This window comes from Lederbergia sp. NSJ-179 (assembly GCF_022867885.1).
Classification (GTDB): Bacteria; Bacillota; Bacilli; order Bacillales; family Bacillaceae_C; genus Lederbergia.
In genome coordinates, this window is record NZ_JALIFP010000006.1 from 154422 (window position 1) to 177830 (window position 23409).

22 protein-coding genes and 1 pseudogene are annotated in these 23409 nt (G+C 34.5%); 13 read left to right on the top strand and 10 right to left on the bottom strand.

Annotated elements, in window-relative coordinates:
* Positions 1–10 precede the first annotated feature (10 nt).
* The 10 genes from MUB24_RS07070 (at position 11) to MUB24_RS07115 (ending at position 12804) form a co-directional block, all read left to right on the top strand.
* Positions 11–1318: a phenylacetate--CoA ligase family protein gene (locus MUB24_RS07070; protein ID WP_244702653.1), complete on the top strand. Its 1308-nt coding sequence runs from the start codon at positions 11–13 to the stop codon at positions 1316–1318.
* Between the two features lie 41 nt (positions 1319–1359).
* Positions 1360–2427 carry a glycosyltransferase gene (locus MUB24_RS07075; RefSeq protein ID WP_244702655.1) on the top strand — a complete coding sequence of 356 codons (1068 nt, stop codon included), beginning with the start codon at positions 1360–1362 and terminating at the stop codon, positions 2425–2427.
* A gap of 43 nt (positions 2428–2470) precedes the next feature.
* Positions 2471–3751, top strand: coding sequence for an O-antigen ligase family protein (locus tag MUB24_RS23445; protein WP_244702657.1), 1281 nt, complete (start codon positions 2471–2473; stop codon positions 3749–3751).
* 12 nt (positions 3752–3763) lie between these two features.
* On the top strand, positions 3764–5251 hold the full coding sequence (locus MUB24_RS07085) for a lipopolysaccharide biosynthesis protein (RefSeq protein WP_244702659.1): 1488 nt from the start codon (positions 3764–3766) through the stop codon (positions 5249–5251).
* A gap of 403 nt (positions 5252–5654) precedes the next feature.
* Positions 5655–5873: a hypothetical protein gene (locus MUB24_RS07090; RefSeq protein WP_396426704.1), complete on the top strand. Its 219-nt coding sequence runs from the start codon at positions 5655–5657 to the stop codon at positions 5871–5873.
* 146 nt (positions 5874–6019) lie between these two features.
* Positions 6020–7186, top strand: coding sequence for a nucleotide sugar dehydrogenase (locus MUB24_RS07095; protein ID WP_244702661.1), 1167 nt, complete (start codon positions 6020–6022; stop codon positions 7184–7186).
* Positions 7187–7335: 149 nt separating this feature from the next.
* Positions 7336–7641: a hypothetical protein gene (locus MUB24_RS07100; protein ID WP_244702663.1), complete on the top strand. Its 306-nt coding sequence runs from the start codon at positions 7336–7338 to the stop codon at positions 7639–7641.
* A gap of 65 nt (positions 7642–7706) precedes the next feature.
* Positions 7707–8153, top strand: a complete 447-nt coding sequence (locus MUB24_RS07105) for a hypothetical protein (RefSeq protein ID WP_244702665.1) — start codon at positions 7707–7709, stop codon at positions 8151–8153.
* 465 nt (positions 8154–8618) lie between these two features.
* Positions 8619–9881, top strand: coding sequence for a transposase (locus MUB24_RS07110; RefSeq protein WP_212964998.1), 1263 nt, complete (start codon positions 8619–8621; stop codon positions 9879–9881).
* Positions 9882–10044: 163 nt separating this feature from the next.
* On the top strand, positions 10045–12804 hold the full coding sequence (locus MUB24_RS07115) for a DUF4062 domain-containing protein (RefSeq protein WP_244702667.1): 2760 nt from the start codon (positions 10045–10047) through the stop codon (positions 12802–12804).
* A 954-nt stretch (positions 12805–13758) separates the two neighbouring features.
* On the opposite strand, the gene MUB24_RS07120 is transcribed toward MUB24_RS07115, so the two are convergent.
* On the bottom strand, positions 13759–14058 hold the full coding sequence (locus MUB24_RS07120) for a hypothetical protein (RefSeq protein ID WP_244702669.1): 300 nt from the start codon (positions 14056–14058) through the stop codon (positions 13759–13761).
* 128 nt (positions 14059–14186) lie between these two features.
* Between MUB24_RS07120 and MUB24_RS07125 the strand changes: the two genes are divergently transcribed.
* Together MUB24_RS07125 and MUB24_RS23620 are read left to right on the top strand one after the other, a co-directional pair.
* Entirely contained in the window at positions 14187–14603 is a 417-nt protein-coding gene (locus tag MUB24_RS07125; protein WP_244702670.1) for a PH domain-containing protein, read from the top strand.
* Between the two features lie 281 nt (positions 14604–14884).
* On the top strand, positions 14885–14959 hold the full coding sequence (locus MUB24_RS23620) for a putative holin-like toxin (RefSeq protein WP_373306810.1): 75 nt from the start codon (positions 14885–14887) through the stop codon (positions 14957–14959).
* Between the two features lie 595 nt (positions 14960–15554).
* Here MUB24_RS23620 and MUB24_RS07130 read toward each other — a convergent pair.
* From MUB24_RS07130 to istA, 4 genes are all read right to left on the bottom strand, one after another.
* Positions 15555–15737, bottom strand: a complete 183-nt coding sequence (locus tag MUB24_RS07130; protein WP_244702672.1) for a PLP-dependent transferase — start codon at positions 15735–15737, stop codon at positions 15555–15557.
* 6 nt (positions 15738–15743) lie between these two features.
* Positions 15744–17174: a Na+/H+ antiporter NhaC family protein gene (locus tag MUB24_RS07135; RefSeq protein WP_244702674.1), complete on the bottom strand. Its 1431-nt coding sequence runs from the start codon at positions 17172–17174 to the stop codon at positions 15744–15746.
* A gap of 105 nt (positions 17175–17279) precedes the next feature.
* A complete protein-coding gene (gene istB / locus MUB24_RS07140; protein ID WP_057989004.1) occupies positions 17280–18002 on the bottom strand; it encodes an IS21-like element helper ATPase IstB in 723 nt (240 codons plus the stop codon).
* Entirely contained in the window at positions 18002–19519 is a 1518-nt protein-coding gene (istA, locus tag MUB24_RS07145) for an IS21 family transposase (RefSeq protein ID WP_057989006.1), read from the bottom strand. Before istA ends, istB begins: the two co-directional genes overlap by 1 nt.
* 702 nt (positions 19520–20221) lie before the next feature.
* Between istA and MUB24_RS07150 the strand changes: the two are divergent.
* Positions 20222–20845 (top strand): annotated as a pseudogene (locus tag MUB24_RS07150) (SDR family NAD(P)-dependent oxidoreductase); the annotation flags it as partial.
* Between the two features lie 139 nt (positions 20846–20984).
* On the opposite strand, the gene MUB24_RS07155 reads toward MUB24_RS07150, so the two are convergent.
* The 5 genes from MUB24_RS07155 to MUB24_RS07175 form a co-directional block, all read right to left on the bottom strand.
* Positions 20985–21284 carry a hypothetical protein gene (locus MUB24_RS07155; protein ID WP_244702676.1) on the bottom strand — a complete coding sequence of 100 codons (300 nt, stop codon included), beginning with the start codon at positions 21282–21284 and terminating at the stop codon, positions 20985–20987.
* 119 nt (positions 21285–21403) lie between these two features.
* Complete coding sequence (locus MUB24_RS07160) at positions 21404–21691, bottom strand: hypothetical protein (protein WP_244702678.1); 288 nt, start codon at positions 21689–21691, stop codon at positions 21404–21406.
* Between the two features lie 309 nt (positions 21692–22000).
* Positions 22001–22573: a competence protein ComK gene (locus MUB24_RS07165; protein WP_244702680.1), complete on the bottom strand. Its 573-nt coding sequence runs from the start codon at positions 22571–22573 to the stop codon at positions 22001–22003.
* A 210-nt stretch (positions 22574–22783) separates the two neighbouring features.
* Positions 22784–22939: a CidA/LrgA family protein gene (locus MUB24_RS07170; protein WP_313898427.1), complete on the bottom strand. Its 156-nt coding sequence runs from the start codon at positions 22937–22939 to the stop codon at positions 22784–22786.
* A 107-nt stretch (positions 22940–23046) separates the two neighbouring features.
* Positions 23047–23289 (bottom strand): helix-turn-helix domain-containing protein, encoded by a 243-nt coding sequence (locus MUB24_RS07175; RefSeq protein ID WP_244702684.1) that lies wholly within the window; start codon positions 23287–23289, stop codon positions 23047–23049.
* Between the last annotated feature and the right edge of the window lie 120 nt (positions 23290–23409).

Here is a 23409-nt window from a genome sequence, read left to right on the forward strand (position 1 = left end):
GAGTTTATTTATGTTTTTTTTGCAGCAATTACGTGAACGAAAAATGAAACCACAATTACAACATGAGAAGGAATTCTATAATAGTATATCCTTTGATCAGATAGAAGACTATCAATTAAAAGAATTTAATAAACAATGGAAAATGATTAAAGAACACGTTGAATTTTATAAACAACTAGTTTACAAAAAACAAGTCCCTGAAAAGTTTGATTCGTTTGATCAATTTAAGGAACTTCCAATTATTACAAGGGATTTTGTAAGTGAAAATATCAATTTATTTACTAATAATAAACAGGAAATAGAGTCTTGGGGCACAACAGGAGGATCTACTGGAAATCCGTTGCAGTTTCCAAAGTGGAAATCTGAAACAATTCATTGTGAGCCATCTGTATGGTATGTAAGAGATTTTTATAATATTAAACGATCAGATAAAATGTTTAGGCTATGGGGCCATTCACATACGTTAGGTAAAGGGTTAACTAAAATAAAAAATAAGTTGAAATTTGATATTGGACTACCATTAATTGGGTATAAGCGTTTTTCAGCATATGATTTATCAGAAGAAAAACTAAAAGAAGCAGGGGAAGAAATTTTAAAATTTGAACCAAGATATATTATTGGATATAGTAAAGCTCTTTATATGCTTGCTAAAGCAAATAAAGATAAAAAAGATGAATTTCATAAGTTGAAATTAAAAGTAGTATTAGGGGCAGCGGAAGGGTTTGAAAGAAGTGAAGATCGAGATTATGTATCTGAAATTTTCGGTTGTCCTGTTGGATTGCAATATGCCGCAATGGAAACAAATTATTTAGCACAGACTCATCCAGATGGTGAATATAAAGCATTATGGAAAAACAATATAATTGAATGTGTAGATGATAATGGGAATACTGCAGATACTGGCAGAATTATTTTGACATCACTTTATTCAAAAGCATTCCCTTTAGTGAGGTATGAACTAGGAGATATTATTAGTGAGTGTAAAAAGGATAAAAATAGTGTGTATTCGTTTAAAGAAATTAAAGGAAGAAATAATGATTTTTTAATGTTAGACGATAAAACACCTATCCATTCTGAGGGTATTACACATGCAATAAAATTTTCTGAAAAAATAACTGCTTATCAAATTCGATATACGGAAGATAATATTTATACGATTTATATAAAAAGTAATGATAAATTAAATACAAGTGATATTAATGAAATTAGAAATCGATTAAAACAAATTGATGAGAGGCTGAGTAAGCTAGCCATAAAGCAATCAGATCAACTTAAACATACTATAGCAGGTAAAACGAAGTGGTTGATTGAGGAATAGTGCTGTTATTATAGCTAAATCTAATGTAAAGGGAGATATTAATGAAAAAAGTTAGTATTATAGTTCCTGTATATAATGCAGAAACTTATTTACCTAACTGTCTTGAAAGCATAGTAAATCAATCTTATAAAAATATTGAAGTAATATTAATAAATGATGGTTCAACTGATGAATCTCTTAAAATATGTAATAGTTTTGCTGATAGGGACGACAGAATAAAAGTTCTTTCTATAAAAAATTCTGGAGTATCAACTGCAAGGAACTTGGGGATACAAAATGCATCGGGTGATTATATTACTTTTGTTGATAGCGATGATTGGATTGAATTAAATATGATTGAGTTTACTATCAATAAAGCTTTAGAAAGTAATGCCGATGTTATTGTGTGGTCCTATTTTAAAAATTATGTGAACCAAGAAAAAGAATTATCATTAATTCCTGGCGGGAACCAAACATTTACAAATGAAAAAGATATTTTATATTTAAAGTCTATCTATCAATTTTACGGTCAACAGAAATTAAGTGATACTGTATCAGCAGGAACTACTTGGTGTAAATTATATAAAACTGAAATGATAAAAGCTAATGGTCTTAATTTTAAAAAGGAATTAACTAGATCTCAAGATGTTATCTTCTGTTTAGAAGCGTTTAGTAAGGCCAAACTAATTAAGTATTATGATAAAAGCTTATATCATTATAGAATAAATAATTCTTCAACTTGTTCCGGGACTAGATATATCGAGGATACTGATACACCTTTTAGTTCCTTATTAAATGAGATGGAGAGATTTTCAGGAAAATTTAACGATAATAAAGAATTCCAGGAAGCAATAAATGCTAGAACTGTGCAAGTTATTTTATGGCATTTAGATCATAAATATTTTCATGAAAACAATAAGGAAAATATATTCACAAAAAGAAGACAAATAGTAAGACTAATTAAATCTAATCCTTATAAAAGAGCAATAAAAAATGTAAATATGGATTTACTGCCTAAAAAAGAACGTACCGCTGCAAAGTTATTTAAATATAATTTTATATTAACCTTTTATGTGATTTATAGTTTACATCAATTTTATTTAAAGTTAAATAATAAAAAGTATGAATAAACGAAATGATGCCAATAGCCTTAGCTATTCGAGGTGTGAAATTGTGGATAAATCATTAAAAAATAATAAATCCAAACTTGAAACTATTATTAGCTTAATGATAGCTTTTTTCCTAACGGGAGGCTTCACAGCCAAAATTTTTGCTTCTTTAGGTATTATCGAAGAAGGAATGGTTCCCGTTATATTAATAATAGTTTTATTAATTGCCTATATAGCAAACTTTTTGCATAGGAATACTAGTTACAACTTAAATAAAAACAATATTATTATTGTTTATTTATTAACTATATTATTGCTTATTAATGTGTCAGTTAAAGGGTTAGATTCTTTTTCTTTTAAGTATTTAATCGACTTTTTTGCGTTTGGGCTTATTGGTTATTTATTAATCTTGTTACCATTTAATCCGAAAAAAGTAATATTCTTTGTCATGATAATTGGAAATTTAATCATAATAAATCCCTCAGCACTATTAGATTTTGCCGTTGAAGGTTATTATTATGAACGTTTAACCATGGGAACAACCTATGCTTTAATACCAAGTATATCGGCAACTATTATATATTTCTTCTTTCTTAAAAATAAGAGGTTTAAAATAGTACAATTAATAAGTTATCTTTCTAATTTCTACTTGTTTTATTTAGTGTTAACTAAAGGTAATAGAGGAGCAGTTTTGACAATAATTATTTTATTATTATTAGTGATATATATTAAGATTAGTAAAATGTTAAAAGGAAAAAAATTGCTGTTATTACCGATAATATATTCATTAATAATAACTACTGTTGTGTTTTTTATCCTAAATTCTGCGAAAATCTTATATAAAATATATGGGCTTTTACAAGAACAAGGAATAGAAGTTGCCGCTATCATAAAAACAGTTAATATGTTGGAAAAAAATGGGTTTATTGGTGTTTTGAATGCAAGAGATGTTGTTTATGAAAGAGCATTTACAATGATTTCAAATTCCCCGATAATTGGAAATGGTATTGGAAGTTATGGTGATGATACTTATGTTTCATTCCCTTATCCCCATAACTTATTTCTACAATTATTTGTGGAAGGTGGATTATTATTTATAATACCTTCCACTTTTATTTTTATAATTATCCTATACCTTTTATTAAAGCCATGGAATGATAACGAGCAAAAAAGTGACTGGAGATATTTTATTTTATTTTTATTTATTTTATGTATACCTAGATTGATGATTTCATCGTATTTTTGGAGAGATCAATCTTTTTGGTTACTAATTTTTATTAGTTTAATGTATATACAAAAATTTAAATTGTTTAAAAAGATGAAATCACCGATACAAGGAAAGTGAGTGTATAGCTTCTTGACTAAAAATTCAACTTTAACAGAGAAAACATTCAATGGTCTTTTTTGGATGTTTTCTGGTAAAGGATTTCAAGCAGTTTTTCAATTTATAGTTACAATTGTTTTAGCGAGACTTCTTACACCTAATGACTTTGGAGTAGTAAGTGCCGCAACAGTTGTAATTACTTTTACAACTATGTTTTCTATGGTTGGAGTGGGCCCTGCGATTGTCCAAAGACCAAACTTAACTGAATTACATATTCGAACAGGATATGTAATAACAATTTTGCTTAGTGTAATTTTCACATTACTAATGTATACTTTTTCAGGACTAATTGCGAATTTTTTTAATATAGTTGAATTAATTAATGTATTAAAAGTAATGTCAGTTATATTCCTATTAAAAGGATTTTCAATTATCTCTGAATCACTAATGCAACGAGAACTCCGTTTTAAATTAATTGCAGGAATAGAAGTTATTTCTTATTTTATTTATGCAGTTACGGGAATTATTTGTGCATTGCTTGGATTTGACTATTGGTCGTTAGTTTATGCACAGATTATCCAAAATATAGTAAAAACCTTCTTACTTATAAAATATCAACGTCATAATATGGTCCCTAAATTTGATCTTAAATCGGCTAGAGAATTACTTTTCTTTGGTGGTGGATATACAATTGCTCAATTAAGTAATCAAATTGCATTACAGGCTGATAACTTAGTTGTGGGGAAATGGCTTGGCCCAACAGCTTTAGGTCTATATAGCCGAGCATATCAATTAATACTAATGCCTGCTAATTTATTTGGACAAGTAATGGATAACGTGCTTTTCCCAGTAATGTCACAAATTCAAAACAAGCGTGATCAATTAACTCAGTCATTCAGATTAGGAATAACAGCAGTTGCTTTTTTTACAATTCCAGTAGGGATAATGATTTGTTTATTATCTGAAGAGATTGTTATAGTATTATTTGGAGAAGCGTGGATAAATTTAGTGCCAGCTTTACAAGTTTTGTCTTTAGGACTTGTGTTTAGAACTGGATATAAAATTAGTGATTCTTTAGCGCGAGCAACTGGAGCTGTATATAAAAGAGCTTTAAGACAAATTATTTATGCTATTGCTGTATTTACTGGAGCGTGGGTAGGTCATCATTGGGGCATTGCAGGTGTATCAGTAGGAGTATTATTTGCGATAATTATTAATTATTGTTCAATGACACAATTAAGTATGCAGTTCGTAGATCTAACAATTGTTGAAATCATTAAATCACATTTCCCCGGTGTTGTTTTGGGTATATTTGCCTATTTAAGTGTCTTTATAGTTAAAACAATAACAAATTTCATTTTTTTACCTGCTATTTTTATTATTCTTTTTTCGGGAATTATATTTTTATTAATAGTCCTAATTTTATTTAGGCTAAATATTGACCGTATATTAGGGAAAGAAGTAATTTTGGTAAAAGCTAAAATAGTAAATCTGGTTGCAAAGAAGGTTTCATCTAAATGAGTTTTTTAAAGAAATTTGTACATGGTAAGTAATAACTTTAACTTACAAATGCGCGGTCTAACTCCACCGTTCTTTAGACGGTATCAGCTTTTATCCTTATCCTAGCGTGTCCATACTAAGGGATGAGGTGATAGTATGGACTGATATAGAAAAAGCAGTCATGCGGCTTATGATATAAAATATCATAATGGGTCACAAAATAAAGATATCACATGCTGGGGGGCAATAGCAATAAGGGTTACAATCTTGCAAGAAAGAGCAGGAAAAGATCGTATTCATTTATTATTATGCCCCCAAGTATGGCAGTATCTAAAAGGGAAATCTTCGAGATTATTACAGGATGAGTTTCCGAAACTCAAAAAAAAGTATTAGGGATAGTATTTATAGGCAAGAGGCTACTTTTGTGCCATTGTTGGGACTAAACTACATCCAATCTCTTAACATGCAACAATCCTTTAGCCACAATGAATGTCCTTATGATAATGCCCGTGTCGAGTTATTCCATGCCATTCTAAAAAAAGAAGTCAGCCGAGTACAATATTTGGACTATGAGTATGCTAGGCTTGCACTATTTAAATACATGAAGGATGATAAAATCGCAAAAGAATCCATGGAAGCATAGGTTACAAGACTCCCCAGAATTAGAAGATTGTAACCACTAATCGTGCAATGAGGTCACGGCTTTACATGGAGTGGTAGGCAGAGCAAAAGGGAAAGCTGATAGTGACCTTAAAATATGAAATCTGGTGAACTAGGAGATGTGAAGCTATGAAAATTACAATAGCCGGAACGGGCTATGTTGGCTTATCAAATGCGGTATTATTAGCCCAACATAATGAAGTTATCGCACTTGATATTATCCAAGATAAAGTGGATATGATTAATAATAAGAGATCCCCGATTGCGGATAATGAAATTGAGGAGTTCTTGGCAACAAGGGATTTGAATTTAATAGCTACAACGGATAATTATACAGCATTTAAAGATGCGGAATATGTTATCATCTCAACGCCAACTAATTATGAACCGGAATTGAACTATTTTAATACTAAAACAGTTGAGGCCGTGATCGAGAGTGTACTATCGATTAATCGAGATGCTGTTATGGTGATTAAATCAACTGTCCCAGTCGGTTATACGAAGATGATAAGAGAGAAATTCGAAACTGATAATATTATATTCTCACCTGAATTTTTAAGAGAGGGAAGGGCCCTTTATGATAATCTTAACCCATCCAGGATTGTTGTTGGAGAGCAGTCAGAACGAGCAAGAATATTTGCCGGTTTATTAGTAGAAGGCGCTCAAAAAGAGAATATTGATGTCTTGTTTACGAATTCAACAGAAGCGGAAGCTATTAAACTATTTGCCAATACTTATCTTGCGATGAGGGTGGCATTCTTTAATGAATTGGATTCTTATGCAGAGGTAAGAGGATTGGATGCAAAACAAATTATTGATGGAGTTGGGCTTGATCCACGAATCGGAACCCATTATAACAACCCATCCTTTGGGTATGGAGGCTACTGTTTACCAAAAGATACAAAACAGCTTTTGGCCAATTACGCCGATGTGCCGAATAATATTATGACCGCTATTGTGGACGCCAATCGAACACGAAAAGACCATGTTGCAGACATGATTATTAAACGGAATCCTAAAATTGTTGGGATCTATCGATTGACCATGAAAACTGATTCCGATAATTTCCGCCAATCGGCTATCCAAGGTGTTATGAAACGCATTAAAGCGAAAGGCATTGAAGTGGTCGTATATGAACCAGCCCTATCTGAGGATAACTTCTACAATTCTAAGGTAGTCAACGATTTTGAGGAATTTAAGAAAATCTCCGATGTGATTGTCGCTAATCGCTTATCCGAAGACTTGCAAGAGGTTAAGGATAAGGTCTATACGCGGGATTTGTTTAGTCGGGATTGATAATTTTTATGTGAGTAAAAAGTATAAGGGGCCAGAAGGTCCCTTTATTCATAATTTTATCACGGAAAGCACATACAGAAAGAAGAAGAGCTTTTGAAGTTCAATATACATTATATAATAATGGAGATGGGGCTCGCTTTAATTTTTCTATGTTTACTAGTGCAACAAGTGAATTACCACCGGAAATTTATACTGGTTTAGGATCTTTTGCGTTAATTTTAACTATTGCAGTATTTATATATGAAATTTCAACAGAAGATGAACAAGATAATAAAAAAAGAAAAATTAATTTGACTGATTTGCTATTTCTTGCCGCTGCTCCAATTTCTATATTGATTGCATGTATTATTGGTGGTTTGTTTGTTGAAGAATCAATTGGAGTTTTTAACAATGCAATAACCTTGGCATCAGTAGGATTTTTATTTTTATCAATTTCATTAAAGATAAAGCAATAATCAGTTGGGATATTCAATCTATAATAATAAGAGTGATATGTAATCAGTGAAGGAGGAAAAGGGTTGTGAACTTAAGTGAATGGATTCAATTATTAATAGCCGTATTCACAGCTTTGGCTGCAATTAGTGCCGCATTTTCAATACATCAAAGTAAAAAAGACAGAGAACTACAATATAAACCTCAATTTGAAATCATTACCGATGAATTAGAGAATAATGAGTTAAATATCGCAAATCTAAACCCAAATTATCAATCATATGAGGTAGTAAGCGTAAAAAACCAAACAGTGAATAAAAATTTAGACTTTGAAAAACAACTTACAGTGCTTAATGGTGGATTGAACTTTTTAAAGATAGATTTTAAAAAAGACAATAGATCACATTCCAAAGAAAATATTATTAAAATCAAATATAAAAGTGTAATTGGTATTATATATGAAGAACAAGTTATACTGCATGTTGATAAAAATTACCAAATAACTCATGACATTAAAGGTCTAGTTTTTAGATGAACAGATTTTAAGTCATATGTTTGTTTCTAGCCTATTTCTGATTGCGAGTGTTTTTATTCTTTATAAACACGCATTAATCAAAGGAAATTCGTATATGGGCCAGCTTAAAATGGTGACTTTGTTAAAATTAAAGAAAATATCTGATGTCGGAGTCGCCAATTGTTTATCCGAAAATCTGCATGAAGGATAGGATAGGGCGATACAAGTGATTTGTTTGATTAAGAGCTACAGTTGAATTGTAGGTGTTATAAATTCAAATTAGGATTCTAACGGTGGTGAATGATATTTGAGTTTCCGCAAAAAATCAAGAGGTGACTGAGTAGGACCAATTCAAGAGGTGATTTTTCAATAAAAACACGGAAAGGTGGCGAAAATCGGGGTGAAAACAGCGAAAAGGCCTCAGTTGTTTGGTATAATTTTAACACCAACTAAAACGCTACTAAACAATTTTAAGGAGGCCTTTCCATGTTCCAATCTACCACAGATGTATACCGAGTAAAACGTAAATCAGTTCAATTCGCGAAAAGTATCGTATCAAAAGCGGGTCAAGTGGAATCCAAGTTCGTGATCCAGTCCATCTACGGCATTTTAAAATCCGGTAGTATCATCCTCAAAGACATTGCCGTCGCTTTAAATGAGCCCGTCCAGGTTAAAAATACCATTGAACGATTAAGCCGGAATTTAGGGCGTTCCCTGTCCCCGTCTATCCTTTCTCGTTACACACAAAAAGTGGTGAAGGCGTTAGGAAAAGAGCCGCTCATTTTGGTGGATGATTCGGATGTCATTAAACCACATGGGCGGGCATTCGAAGCACTGGGGAAAGTCAGGGATGGCTCCAGCAAAGACCACAAAATCGAAAAAGGATACCACGTCACAGAAATCGTCGGGTTGAGTGCCAATCAAAAACAGCCCATCAGTCTGTTTTCTCGCATCCATTCCTCTTGGGAGAAAAGCTACAAGTCCACCAATGAAGTTCTATTTCAGGGATTGAACTTTGTGATCAGTCACCTTAAAAGGAACGCAACCTTTGTCTTTGACCGAGGGTACGACATGAATGCCCTATTTGACTTTATGCATCAAAAAAAGCAGCAGTATATCGTCCGATTAACCGAGAATCGCAAGATCTTTTGGAAAGGAAAATGGTTTAAATCCACAGTGCTGCGCGATTCACGGAAAGGAAAGATCAAAACGACGCTCACCTTCAAGGAAAACGGGAAAGTCAAAAAGGAAACCATTTACGTAAGCCACCTCAATGTGAAGATCACAGCGGGGAAGCGTTCCATTCGTCTTGTGCTTGTATATGGGTTAGGCGAAAAACCTATGATGTTGGCCACCAACAAGGTCATCAGGGGTAAAAAGGATGCCATTCAAATTGTGCGGGCCTATATGTCTAGATGGCGGATTGAGGAATATTTCCGATTCAAAAAACAGCACTTTGGATTCGAAGACTTTAGAGTGAGAAGTTTAACGTCTATGAATAACCTGAATCAACTTCTGACCTATGCCATGGGCATGCTTGGGCTCTTGGCAGATGAATCCGAACATAGCGGGCTTTTCCAACGGCTTATTCATAATTCTCGTGCGCTTCGCAAAGATATCCGATTTTATTACTACCAGTTAGCTGAAGGCATATCAGCAACGCTGTCCCACGCCAGAACGGGAATCAAAGACTGGATTCCTATACGAAACACAGGACCTCGGCAGTTAACGTTGAAACTTGTCTGTTGAATGGAAAAAGTGAAAAGTGAATCGTTTAAAAAAGAGCCTGCCCAAGGCTCTAGTTCAGTGATCGCAAAAATCCCTTTTTAAACGATCACACGGCTTAAAAACGCAGCGACTACATTACACTCTTGTTTTTCAGCCTGCGTCTCTGCATTTTGCGGAAACTCAAATGAATGATATGGTTGAAAAAACAATAGTAAGAGATAAAATAAAGGTGTTCATTAGTTCCCGCTGCGGTGTTACTAAATATGATGATGTGCGCAAAAAATTAAAAGATCTTATTGAACAGACTGGTCTAGCAAGAGTATACTTATTCGAAGACGGATTAGCGTCCACTCAAACAGCTGAGCAGAATTATCTATATGCTTTAGATGATAGTGACGTTTGTATTTTTCTAATTGATAATGCTGATGGGGTAACACCTGCTATAGTAAATGAAATAAATCGCGCAAAGTCACAATCTAAAAAATCAATCTATTTATTTTGTAATGAAAGAGAAAAGGAACCTACCCAAATCCAGAATGAACTAATAGGAGCAAAAGGTTCCCGTTTTTATATAGCAAGCTCATTTAGTGAGTTTATTACTATAGGATATGAAAGTTTAATTAATGACATTGGGGAAATTTATAGACTTTATTGTAAAAACCGCTTAAGGGACCAAGAGTTCAGTGATTATAGTGAAACAAAAATAGAAATTGCTTCTCAGTCATATGAATCTATTAAAAAGGATGTATTAAAAGGTCTAGATAAAACAAAAGCCTTTATTACCCGTCAAATTTACGATACCAAAAGAAAGATTAAAGATACAAGTAAATTAGACGATTATTGTGAAGCCTTTTTACATGTGCTTTTTGGGTTGAGGAGTATAAGAGAATTTAATACGTCCTTATTACTTGATTACCTAGAAAAAGCGCAAAGTGAAATTTTATTCAAAATAGTGAAAATTCGCTGGAAAGCGATACAGAGCTATTGGCAAGGAGACTTATCTAGTTGTTTGTCGTACTTAGAGGATGCTTTGATAAAAGCAAAGGAATCCTCATTACCTGATTGGTTGATTCAAGATATTTTGATCGATCTTCGTAATACTAGCAATAGATATGGAGAGGAAAAGAATCAGTATTTTATACAAAGTGATGCTCAAGAAGAATTGGATAAGATGGAAAAGGCATTATATTACCCACTTCTTGACCGTTATACAAATAATTTATATGAAGAAATCGATAAACAGAGAATAAAGTATAAGACCCAATCTCCATACAGTGTAAGTTTTGGTAACCATATTGATATTTTTGCTGATAAAATAGCAAATAGCTTTGTGATTGCCGTTTTTAATGGTTCTCTCATCCATATTATACTTACGTTAGATAGGATAAAAAGTGTTGCTTTTCATTTAAGTGAGAAATATAGTAATTGGCAATTTCGAGTCTTGTTACTTAAGATGGGAATTTACAAAGGAAATAAAAAGGAAATTGATAGTTATATCAATACTTTCAATGACGTATTTGGAAAAATGAATTCATCTGATGCATTGGAAATATACAATTTTTCTAAATCTAATTCAATTAAACACTTACGAAGCATCTCAGTTTTGGAGGCGTTTAAACACTTAGGGTATTATTTCTCAGATAAAGATTATGAAGAAATAAAACTGGAAGTGCTACAAATAATAGATATTTGGTTAAAGGATAAAGAACGTTTAGTCGTGGTTGGTAATCATATCTTCGATGCTTTAAAAAATAATAATTTGAGACTGGATAACAATATAATTGCTCAAATATGCCTTGATGTAATATCTCAGGGGCTGTACCGGTATTATGATAATGTTTTTAATCTGTTATCGTTCATTGGTTTGGAAGAGGTTAATAACGAACTTTCAACAAAATTAATATCGGAAATTAACAAGATTGTCATCGACGAAGCAGAATATGATAAGTACCATAACCTAATTTCTGCAATTATCAGCATTAGGAAAACAAAAGGAGAACTGAGTGATGATTTTCACGAAAATGTAATGAAACATTTACCGGAAAAGGATAAAAGTACTTATACATTAGAAGTTACGGGGAAATCCCGGGATGAGAATAGGAAACAATTATTAAAATATATAGCTGAAATTAATGAACGAAATAAAACTCAAGGTCAAAATGGACAGTACTCGGGATATGCTAATGACCCTTATCAAACTGCCTCGAATATAATTAGGTACGGGAATGTAGATTTATCAAAGGAGTTAGTACAGTCTATTTTTGAAGCGGCGACGGGAACATTACTAAGTAACAAGCAATTAATATCTGATAAAGTAAGTGCAATGCAGTTAATTGTATTTGTTAAAGCATATTGCGGTAGTAAAATGTCTGTTACATATGATTTCTATGCAAAGCTGGTTGATGAAATAGAAGTTGTTAAGAATGGTCACGATGGTTTTCTTGAAAGGTATTCAACTACAACTTTAAATGTGAATTTTCTTATGCTTGAGGTAGTGTTTAATGATGCTGATTACAGGAGCTTTTTCGAGGTGTTAAGTGGCTATAACAAGCTAGATGATTTTGAGAAAATAGAGGCGTTAAAAGCTATAGTTAATCTGTTAGAGAATGAATATTGTAAAAGCATAAATAGAGACATATTATTCATGCTTCTGCAATTTGTATTAACATTGTGTAATGAAGAAAACCATGACATTAGATATTATTCGGCAAAAGCATTACTTCTATTAATCACGGAGGATACTGAAAAAACCATTTTGACACAGTTATCACAATTTATGGATTTTGATAGTAGCTTTATAAAGCATCTCATTATGGATCATTTTGATCAGTTGATTGAAGTGAATCCAGATATAACAAAATTTATGATACAAAAGGCCAGTGTGGATAATCATTTTGTTATTAGGGAGAAAGGGAAGGAGTATTTGGAGAAATTGTTGGGATAGTACAGGAAGCCGTACTAAGGCTGGTCGATACCACATAAATTCGGCTTGATGTATATCTGACTATAACAGAATGCTACTCCTGCTTCATCATCGTTAGCTGGGAATAGACCAAATCCTTGAAATTGACTGTGTGGAAGGTTCAAATGACCCCTGACATTGAGTTAGTAAGTGATTGTCAGTTGCGTTTAGGGTTGCCATTTCACTAGTCAAAAATATATCGACCTATTCTTGAACAGGAAAGTTTATGCAAATGAAGAAACTAATTTACTTGCGAATTTGTGAAGGGTTAAAGTTGGTATTTTATATTAGTTTGTTTAAGGCCTGGTTTAGATTGAAGATGATATCTAAACCAGGCCGCCAATTTTATTCATTGATTAAAAATATCTAGATGTCCAAAGGGACTAAGTGTATCCCTAGAAAACCTAAATGGTTCGATAATAAAAATATAGTATGACTAGAATCCATAAAAGGAATTTTTTAAAGACAATACCTTTACAAAATTGATAAATAGGGTATATACCACCAGATATCATGTTAAAGATAGTCGATTGACTTTGTGTATAAATAATAATCCGGTTTATGTTAAATATGAACATAAACTTGAATTTTTCATTTTCAAAGTGGATGTTCATTAAATCACCATCCTTTCGGACGGCCTAGGTTTATAAAAATCATACATTATTTGAGGAGTAAAGTCCAGCCTGAAATTTCCCATTGCCTAAAAAATTCAAAAGGATATATAAAAGAAGGTAGAGATTCCTTTTCCAGTTATACATAAGGAGATACAACAATCAATGTACGCAAATAGTTAATGAACGAGGATTATGCTCATAAGCAGGATGATTATGGATCACAGACCTAAAACATGGGTGAATTGATGAAAAAATAGGAGGATGCCAGGTTCCTACACAATTTTAAATTGTTTCAGAACCTGGCGCCCGGTATTTACTATTCTTACATAAGAATAGAAGAATCAGAGCCTGACGAGATATAATTATTTTCAGCAGTTTCCTTCACAACCGAAATTCCATATTTCTCAAGCTCCTTATAAATCATTGGGCTGTCTGCAAGCCCTTGGCAATAACTATATTCAAGGAAAATGCCATACTTTCTGTCCCATTCCGATTCTAATTCAAGGAGCAATTCCTTTTGTTCCGCGGTAGATAGTGATTCTTTTAATCGTGAAAAGAGACGACTAGAACCTTCTTCTGCATCACGGAATTTCGAATCAGCCATAACCTTCTTAAAGGCCAATTGGTGAACACGCCCAACAAAGACAACGTCTATAAAAAAACTTCGAATCATATTTTGTAGGGTGATAAATACATCAAACACCGGTACCATAAAGATGTGAACAAATTAATTAAAGGGAGGAAATACAATTGAGAAAGATTCGAGAACAATTAGTAAAAGTGGCTGAGGAACAACTACTAGAAGGGGTAAGTTCAACGTCTTTTACGAAAAGTGAATTGGAACTTTTACCTATTATATTAGAAGATGGGGAAGTAGTAAAAAAGGTTGTGAGTGGTGAAGTTGAGAAAAAGTTAGGCAAGCTAATGGCAACAAACCGAAGAGTGATATATCTAAGATCTTTTTTACCTGGGTGTAGTGATACGGTAGCATTTCATTATGGTGACATACAATCTATCACAGAACATAAAACAAGGGGGCTAAGTGGGCAATCTATAGACTTAACCTTTACAGAAACAACTGGATATGAATATACAGTCTACAATATATTAAAGTGGCAGATACCTGATTTCTTGGAGTATGTGAATGCTATGAATATAAGTGATTGATGCCAGGTCCTCATTTAATTCTGAATATTTATTTTTTCGATTTGGAGAAATATGACAAATTACTAAGCTAGTAGTGTAGAAATTAGGTTCTGGAACAATTGAAAATATCCAAATTACCACAGGATAATACTAAATTATCTATAGCATCATTGTAATCTAGTTAATGCATAAACAGTTCATTTAGGATATACATAAATAAGTAAAACCGAATAGGTTTAGTGGCGGTCAGCACCTATCGCTGTCTCTAGCCTTGGAAAATCCAGGTAGTAAGGGGGCTGCGAGTGAGCACTTTTGAATCCTTGATTTTAATGATCCGTTTTTCTACGCTGATCGTGGCGATCATCGCTCTTTTTTAGACAAAAAATAATCCGCCCATCAGCCTCCCAGCAGTAGAGCGAATTATTTTTGCAAAATTGCTGATCGCTCATAAGCGACTTTTCTTGCACTTTGACCCGTATGGTGTCGATACACCAAACGATCTTTTCTATTATATTCAATCTTTTATTTAAACAGGAGCCAGGTGGGGGGATCCCACCCACTTACAGAGGGTATTCTACAAAAAGTGGCTCACTTTTGAGGTGGGCGCTCTGGCTCAATTTAATATTGACAAAAGCCTCGGTCTCATAGACATCATGGTGTTCGTGGAACTTCTGAGCATTCGGTGCTAAAAGTTGAAGCTAATTGTGAGTTTTTTTCAAGCCCCTATTATACAGGATTTTCCATTTTATAAAGATCGACATTCATTCAAACACTCGCCTTCGCCCAGGTTATATAACCTATATACTAATATTGCAAATTAAAGAATGGATTGTCAACGTTAGGTTATATAACCTATAACACTTACTTTATATAGAAAGGATGATTGTATGGCCGTTGATAAAAAGAAAAACAAGCAAGTATTAGTCACTTTTCCAAATGAACTGTTGGAAGAAGTGGAGGATTTCCAATTTGCTAAACGCCAGGGTTTTTCCCTCTTGTATAAATTGCGTTGTCTGTAGGATCATCAAATGCCTGATCAATGTCATCCCAATCCTCAAAAACAAATAATGAATTTTGATAAATAGGTGGGACAACTGCCCCTTGATATTGATCATGTTCCTCGCCATGGTGGATTAACATCGTTTGATTTTTCATAAGGTGTTATTCTCCTTTTTCAGGTGTTTTCCTTTTTTCATTATAGAAACAACCAATTCCCGTAAGCGCTAAAATAATAGCTATGACAAATCCATATAAAGAGACAAATTGGAATTTCCAATAATCAAGAGCGGAAACCCCTAATGCCCCGAACATAAATACTCCTGTGGTCGTCCAAGGAAGTAGATTTTCTATCATTGTTCCGTAATCTTCAATACTTCGCGATAATACCTTTCTAGGAATTTTAAATTTCGAATAAATTGGGCGAAAAGCCTCTGCGATAATATACGAAGTAGCAAACTGGTTAGATGTTAAAGCGTTTGTAAGACCTGTTGCAAATAAAGAACTGATAATTGTTTGCGGTCTTGACTTAATCCAAGCAAAACTTTTATTAATTATATTAGGGATCGCATCAATGCAATCTAATGTTCCGACAAAAATAAATACCATAATTGAAATAATTACAGGCCCTACCATACTGTATAAGCCGCCTCTATTTAAAATCTCTGTTACATTTTTACTAATCTCAACATCTGGGAAAATAAGACTCGTATCAAATCCTGTGTTTAAAGCTGCTAGCATTTGCTCATATGAAAACCCATGTAAGAATACCCCAATTAAGGCAGCGATAATAGAAGAAACAATTAATGTTGGTACAGTTGGTTTCTTGGTAAAAGAACCATATAAAACGATAATGATAGGGATTAGTATAATAATAGTTAGAAATAAATTACTGAAGTTAAACAGACTTGAAAGTTCATCTTTAAGAATAACGATGTCGTTTAATTGCGCGGCATCACTATTGATCGATGTAGTAAAACCAATGATTGCATAGGTAATGGCTGCTAAAATATAGGCTGGACCTGTTGTATTGATCATTGAGCGAATATGATCCATTAAAGGTACATCAGCTGCTAACGCTGCAATATTTGTAGTGTCTGAAAGGGGTGACATCTTATCACCAAAATATGACCCACCGACCACTGCCCCTGCAACAATGGCTAAATTTGCATCAATTGCGGCTGCAATCCCTAACAATACAACCCCAATTGTTCCTGCACTACCCCAAGATGTACCAGTTAGGATACTAAATATGGAAGGGACGATGAAAGCAACTAAGTATATATAATTTGGATTAATTAAATCTACACCATAATAAATTAACATGGGTATTGTACCTGAAAAAACCCATGAACCAACGATTAAGCCGATAGAAAAAAGAATCATTGCAGCAGGGACTAGCTTTGCCACCTTTTTGACAACTTTATTTTCGATCTCTTTCCATTTAAAGCCCATACTAAATAAATTAGCAATACTGATAATAGTCGCAAAAATAAAGACTAATTCTAATGGCATGGGTTCTCCTGGTTCCTTAACTGTCGATACAGTACCACTGGAATCGGTAACTTCAATCATAGTTGCAGTTAATTGTGGCATAATAATAACACCCAGTAGTATGAGAAGGAACAAACTTATGATGTGTATTTGGCAAGTGTAAAATGCATGAAACGGCAGCCCTTTTTGTAAACCACTTGCCAACCTCTAATTTTTCATCATCATAGACTCCTTCATTCGTTTACTTTCACCCCCAAACAGAATGAGGTGGGAGTGGTGGATTAGGCGATCCACTACGGCTTCCGTTAGAATTGGATCGCCAAAGACATGGTTCCACTGTCCGAATTGAAGATTGGTAGTAATGATAATGCTCCGTTTTTCATAACACATAGATATCACTTGAAACAGTAGTTCTGCACCTTGCTTATGCAATGGAATATAGCCTAGCTCATCTAATATTAATAGATCAAGCTTATCTATTCTGTTAAACAGCCTGGTCAACGTACCTTTTTCATTCGCTTCCAACAGCTCATTTGCCAATGAAGCAACGGTATAGAACTTCACTCGCTTGCCATACTTCTGTATGGCATTGATTCCTATGAGCGTAGAGAGGTAGGTTTTACCTGCACCTACTCCACCATAAAAAATCATATTTTCCTTTGCCTCGATAAATTCTCCTTCTAATACCGATTCTTGACTTAACCCCTGACCCAATTGAATATCTGTCCAATCAAAAGGATTGCCAGACACGTTCGGCAGCGTTGCCGTTTTGAATAATAGGTTTATCTTACGCTCCTCACGCTGCTTCACTTCCTTTTCAAAAAGTGTTAATAAGTATTGTTGAGGATCTTCTATGTTCACCGTATGGAAATTCTCACGAATCCAGCTGAGTTTTAATCGCTTTGCGTACTCCTGAATCATTTCATGCATTATGCCTGCCTCCTTTTAGAGGAAAAGAAGACATCATATTTCTTAATCCCTCGCTCAGCGACTGGCATGACTGGGATGCTAGGCTTCATCTCCAACGTATCACGATAACCCCGCCCGTGAATAAGTTGATGGAAAACCTGTTTGATTGATTCGGAAGATGGATGGATCCTTTTAGAAGCTATCTCCAACGCTTCTGTTGCCTTTTCTAAACTATGTTCTTTCAGTAATGTTGATAATAGTTTGAGAGCTTCTTTCTTCTCCTCAACGGTGCATTCATTTAAATAGCTTCGCCAGCGTTCCGGTAATTGGCCATAGAACGTCGTATATTTCAAAGCTGTTGGCCTTGTGGCCATAAGAGATAGGTAGGGTTGCCATACCATTGATTTTGATGCATTTCCGTAGATTCGGTTATGTCTTACAATTTTTTCGTATCTATCCGAAAGGATAGTAACTTGATCATATGTGATTGCCACCAAGACTTTTTGTTTTGCGTAACGTGGGGAAGTGGAGTATTTTTTTGTATCCACTTGGACAAACCCATATTTATCAGCTTTCAAAGTTTCATAGCGTACACAACTATACTCCTTGGCCGGTAAGTGTAAAAATGCATGCTTATCTTCTTCGAATAATTTACTGATTTCTTCCTTTTTCTCATAATGTTGGCGATGACGATCTTTTTCAGCTTCTCCCCACAACTTGGTATTGAATTCGTCTAATTGAAATACTCTTCGTTCTGGTAAAAAGAAATTATTACGAACATACTTAACCATTGCTTCCACATGACCTTTTTCATTCCCTGAACCTGGATTACAAAATTCATATTCGAAACCGTAGTGTAAGACAAACCTTTCAAATCCCTCCGTCAGTTCACGTCTTCCATGAGGAAGAATCTTTTTCACCGCAGGTGATAAGTTATCAAAACGAACTCTTCTAGGTACACCCCCAAGGTGATGAAAGAATCGTTTCATGCCTTCCAAGAAACAGTCTTGATTCTGGGACTCAAACACCTGAACCAGAAATGCATTACTGTACGGGAAAGACATAACCAGATACGGAAGTTCTATGACTTCTCCCTCTACCTTAAACGGTGCCTCCCCAAAGTCTACCTGGGCATCCCCTGGACTTGCTTCTAACGGAAGAGCTGCCTCATCGTTTGCTTCCATCTCTTCAAGTAATTCTATTTTCCGCTTAGAGACATATGCTCTCACCGTTCGGTCTGAACCTTTAAATCCACACTCTTCCTTTAATAACTCCCAAATACGCTTCGCAGTTCTCCGATATTTCTTTTTCTTCTTCAAATCTTCCCTCAACCACTGATCCACAATCTCTTTCACCGGATCCATAACCGGAGAAGGTTGAGGTTTCCTTCCTTTCAATTCAGGTTGGAATTCATCTAGATCCGCATATTTCTGTACGGTTCTTGGGTCTCTATTTGTTCTTCTCGCAACCTCTGCATATGTATGCCCTTTTCCGTTCACTTGTTGTCTGATATAATTAATTTCAGTCACTTCTAACACTCCTAATCTACCTCCTGCCAGAATAATGGTCCAACAGGAAGTGTAGTTAATTATTGAGTTGTTAGCAAGTGGCTTTTTCTTTTATGCATAGCCCTATAGGCCATGCATAAAAGAAGTGCCATAACCTACATTTTTAGTTTGCCATAAACACTTATGATGGGTAAAGCACTCCGGAAGATTGATACCTCTTTTTTTGTTTTTAACATCTAAATTTCTCCCTTCTAGTCAAATTCTTAAGTAGATTTAATTGAAAAAGAATATGGAACTTTCTTTCAACTAAAAAGTTAATAAAACCAGTTTATCCAGTCGTCAGAAAAATGTCAATACAAGTTGAATTTTGAAAATATATGGTAATTCTTGTCGGATTTCTGACAAAAAGCAATGGGTAAAAATGATTTATTGCATATCTTCAGCCTTTTTACATTTAAAAAACACACTGCCATAAACAACATTTTTTAATTACCAAATACATAGCCGGATCAATAACTTGTTTTGGAATGGGGTTAAATCCTATAAAAAATGGGAGTGACTGATCCTAAAGACACGTTATTTTGAAAAGTGCTCTGAGTAAGGCCCTTGTCGTATAGCCGGAATCGTCCGTTTTCAAATGGAATCGCCAAAAGTTTATAATGACAAGTAGTCATTTTCTCTTACAGGAGGGCTTTATATGAATCATAGCAAAGTGGCGATCGTTACAGGTGGACGGTAAGGTTAGCGGAAGAAAAAGGAGTAAAAGCCATTTTTGTTCAAGCGGATGTCAGCAAAGCGGAAGATGTAAAAAGATATGTAGATAAAACGGTTGAAGCATTCGGCACAATCGATATGTTTTATAATAATGCAGGGATTTCCGGTCCTGGTCTGAAATTTGTTGATAATACCATTGAACAAATTAATCAAGTAGTTGGCATAAACCTTCTAGGAGCGCTCTATGGAATTAAATATGTAACAGAAGTTATGCTGAAAAATGGAGGAGGTTCTATTGTAAACACTTCCTCTACGGCGGGTGTTGTCGGACAAGCAACTGTTGGGACTTATTCTGCAACAAAGCATGGAATCGTAGGAATTACCAAAACGATTGCAGCAGAATATGCCAGTCAAGGAATTCGTTCGAATGCGATCGCCCCGGGAACGATAGAAACTCCTATGGTAAAAGAGTATCGTGAAAAAAGTCCGGAAAATGTGAAGGCAGTCATTGAAGCTATACCTCAAAAACGTCTTGGTGAACCAGAAGAAGTAGCCGAGCTTGTCGTGTTTCTATTAAGCGATAAAGCAAACTATATCAATGGAACTGTCGTATCCATTGATGGGACTTTCACTTCAATTTAAATTAAAACAAAAGAGGACCTTTTTTTAATATCGGGTTCTCTTTCAAAGACAAAAGATAACACTGGGTACCAGATTCCAATTTTTCATTTTAGACGAGGAATGTCACGGAAATCTCCTAAATTCTTATGACATTGCCATTTCAATTTATCTCATCTGGCCTAAACATCACAATTTTCACCTTTTGCTTGGTGGACGGACGAGTTGTCGTCCAAATATCTATTCGCTGTTTCTTGATTTCGCTCATTAAACTTCCGATTGCACTTGCAACTGCGTTCTCAAACTGAGGATTTTGTCCCCAGCCCTCTATGCTCTCTTGCTCCCAATAATAAAAACGAGCAGTTGCTTCAACATGATACTCATAACCGGTGTAACTGATTTGAATGCGTAGGCCCTTATGGGTAGTCCAGTAGGTTCCGCCGTCCTTTGGTAATCGTAGCATTTTATATTCCTCACTATAGGTTATTTGTATGAAGGAGATTTTTGTAATGTCCATTCACTTTAGACAGAACATCACAGAAATACATGACTTCTGTGACGTTCCCATTTCACTCCTTGTCATTAGGTTGGAAACATCAAAAATTGAACTTTTTGCTTGGTGGATGGCCGGGTTGTTGTCCAAATATCTAGTCCCTGTTCTTTGATTTCTTCCATGACGTTTGCTAAGGCGCCAGCTACGGCCCAAGTTAAGATAGGATGCTCCCCGCAGCCATCAATGCTTTCCTCTTCCCAGTAATAGAAACTCGCAAACGCCTCAAAATGATTCTCGTACTCCGCGTACGAAACTTGAATTTTCAAGTCATTATGTGTCGTCCAAAACGTTCCACCATCCTTTGGCAGTGGTTGCATTTTATCACCCTCCCATTTCAATGTAATAAAACTTTCAATGTAAAAACAAAATTCTTCTGCAAAAAACATTAATCTAGCCAGTCACAATCCATCCCTCCCCTAAGATTAAGAATATCCATAGGAGAGGAAGCAATCTGTTTTATATGTTCATACTTCTGATAGCGTATACATATTACATCTACTGATTAAGCCGGAAAAGCATCTACCACAAAATTAATATTTTAAAAGGACCATTTTTTGTTTCATCTTTTTTTCGTTAGCCGGCATCTGCCCGTAATAAAGAGGTTATCTTGCATGATCTTGTTTGAACTATTCGACCAGGACGTAATGGTAACCAGGATGATGATGTTCTTTAATGATTTGATAATCTGTTTGGGCTAAGATGTCTTTAGATTTCTCTTTATAACGTCTTTCGAATATCTCTTCTAAATTTCGTGTATTATTTAATTTGTTGGCGTAGGCTCTTGGACTTAGTTTGATCGTGATCATTTGTTTTTCCCCTATGAACAATGATGTTTTATTCCCAGATCCAGGTTTATAGTTGCCCGCATGATGGGCTGCAATCCAAATATTATCCTCTTTTTTAGGCGATATGGTCGGAAACCAGTACATTCCCTTACAAACTTTTATTGGGGGCATATCAATATTTCCGAGTGCCTGCTTGGCTGCCTTAGTGGCACCATCCAAATCATGCCCATAATGAAGCAGGCTCTCCTCCATAATTTCCAACGGTGTTTTCCGAACATATAAATATCTACCTTCTTCAACAACTTGTGTGAACAAATATCCATGGTGATTGGTGCGTGGTAATAATCCCGCTGTGAAAGTTCTAATTATGTAATCTTGTCGAATCTCAAAGTTTTGATCTACTACTTGATTCATCGTTCTCACTTTCTCCCAACCTTTCCTTATTCAAATACTGTCTAAATGTAGTTATTTATACACACTTCTATTTTCCTATAAAATTCGGAAAATGCCAATACTTTTGAGACTATTTTTAGTTCCTATACAAGGAGGGTTATTAAATGAAAATGCACTGATCGTAGATCGAAATAAGTGCCTATGTCACCATCCAAAGTGTCTTTTAATCATTTACAGAGTATTATAATTATCCAAATTGCTTACTGGGATTATTTTTAAACACAAACAAATGAAAAGTAAGATAAGTCGAATAATACTGCCTGGAATGGCCAAGTGGAAAAAATTTTGAATGACGGTTCTAACAAAATGAAAAGATATAAAATACAAATTTACAAAATGATGATAAAGACTCTCATGATGGCATTGCTTCTTTCGGAATCGACCATGAAGGCATTTTTATAAAGGTTTATCCTACCTCAAGATGTAGCCATATCCTATCCTTCCTTACCTTTTTCATTAACCCGTTCAATTGAGATGATTTCATTTATGTCATCGATATCCAAGGTTTCGGCAATTTTAATGATATAGTCGATATATATGGATTCACGTCTACCGTTTGCTAGAAGACTTAATTTTCCTTTGTCAATGTCAGCTTCAAGTGCAAGTTTTGATAGCGACCATCCTCTTTTTTCCAATAATTCATGGATATGGATAACTAGTTTTCTTTCGTTATACAAATGATCAGATCCCTTCGAAAAAGAGTGTTGCGTATATAAGCATCATAGGTTATAATAAAAATAGAAGCGTTGCCCATAGGGTCAACGATCCGTAAAATGTTAGCGTTATTTCTAATAACT

What these genes read in the sequence shown, in the direction of transcription:
- MUB24_RS07135 (WP_244702674.1), bottom strand. Translation starts at nt 17,174, where the DNA reads ATGCCACAATTAACTGCAACTATGATTGAAGTTACCGATTCCAGTGGT.
- MUB24_RS07100 (WP_244702663.1), top strand. Translation starts at nt 7,336, where the DNA reads ATGTTTACTAGTGCAACAAGTGAATTACCACCGGAAATTTATACTGGT.
- MUB24_RS07165 (WP_244702680.1), bottom strand. Translation starts at nt 22,573, where the DNA reads ATGAATCAAGTAGTAGATCAAAACTTTGAGATTCGACAAGATTACATA.
- MUB24_RS07070 (WP_244702653.1), top strand. Translation starts at nt 11, where the DNA reads ATGTTTTTTTTGCAGCAATTACGTGAACGAAAAATGAAACCACAATTA.
- istB (WP_057989004.1), bottom strand. Translation starts at nt 18,002, where the DNA reads ATGCATGAAATGATTCAGGAGTACGCAAAGCGATTAAAACTCAGCTGG.
- MUB24_RS07155 (WP_244702676.1), bottom strand. Translation starts at nt 21,284, where the DNA reads ATGCTACGATTACCAAAGGACGGCGGAACCTACTGGACTACCCATAAG.
- MUB24_RS07075 (WP_244702655.1), top strand. Translation starts at nt 1,360, where the DNA reads ATGAAAAAAGTTAGTATTATAGTTCCTGTATATAATGCAGAAACTTAT.
- MUB24_RS07115 (WP_244702667.1), top strand. Translation starts at nt 10,045, where the DNA reads ATGAATGATATGGTTGAAAAAACAATAGTAAGAGATAAAATAAAGGTG.
- MUB24_RS07130 (WP_244702672.1), bottom strand. Translation starts at nt 15,737, where the DNA reads ATGAAAAATCAAACGATGTTAATCCACCATGGCGAGGAACATGATCAA.
- MUB24_RS07095 (WP_244702661.1), top strand. Translation starts at nt 6,020, where the DNA reads ATGAAAATTACAATAGCCGGAACGGGCTATGTTGGCTTATCAAATGCG.
- MUB24_RS07110 (WP_212964998.1), top strand. Translation starts at nt 8,619, where the DNA reads ATGTTCCAATCTACCACAGATGTATACCGAGTAAAACGTAAATCAGTT.
- MUB24_RS07160 (WP_244702678.1), bottom strand. Translation starts at nt 21,691, where the DNA reads ATGCAACCACTGCCAAAGGATGGTGGAACGTTTTGGACGACACATAAT.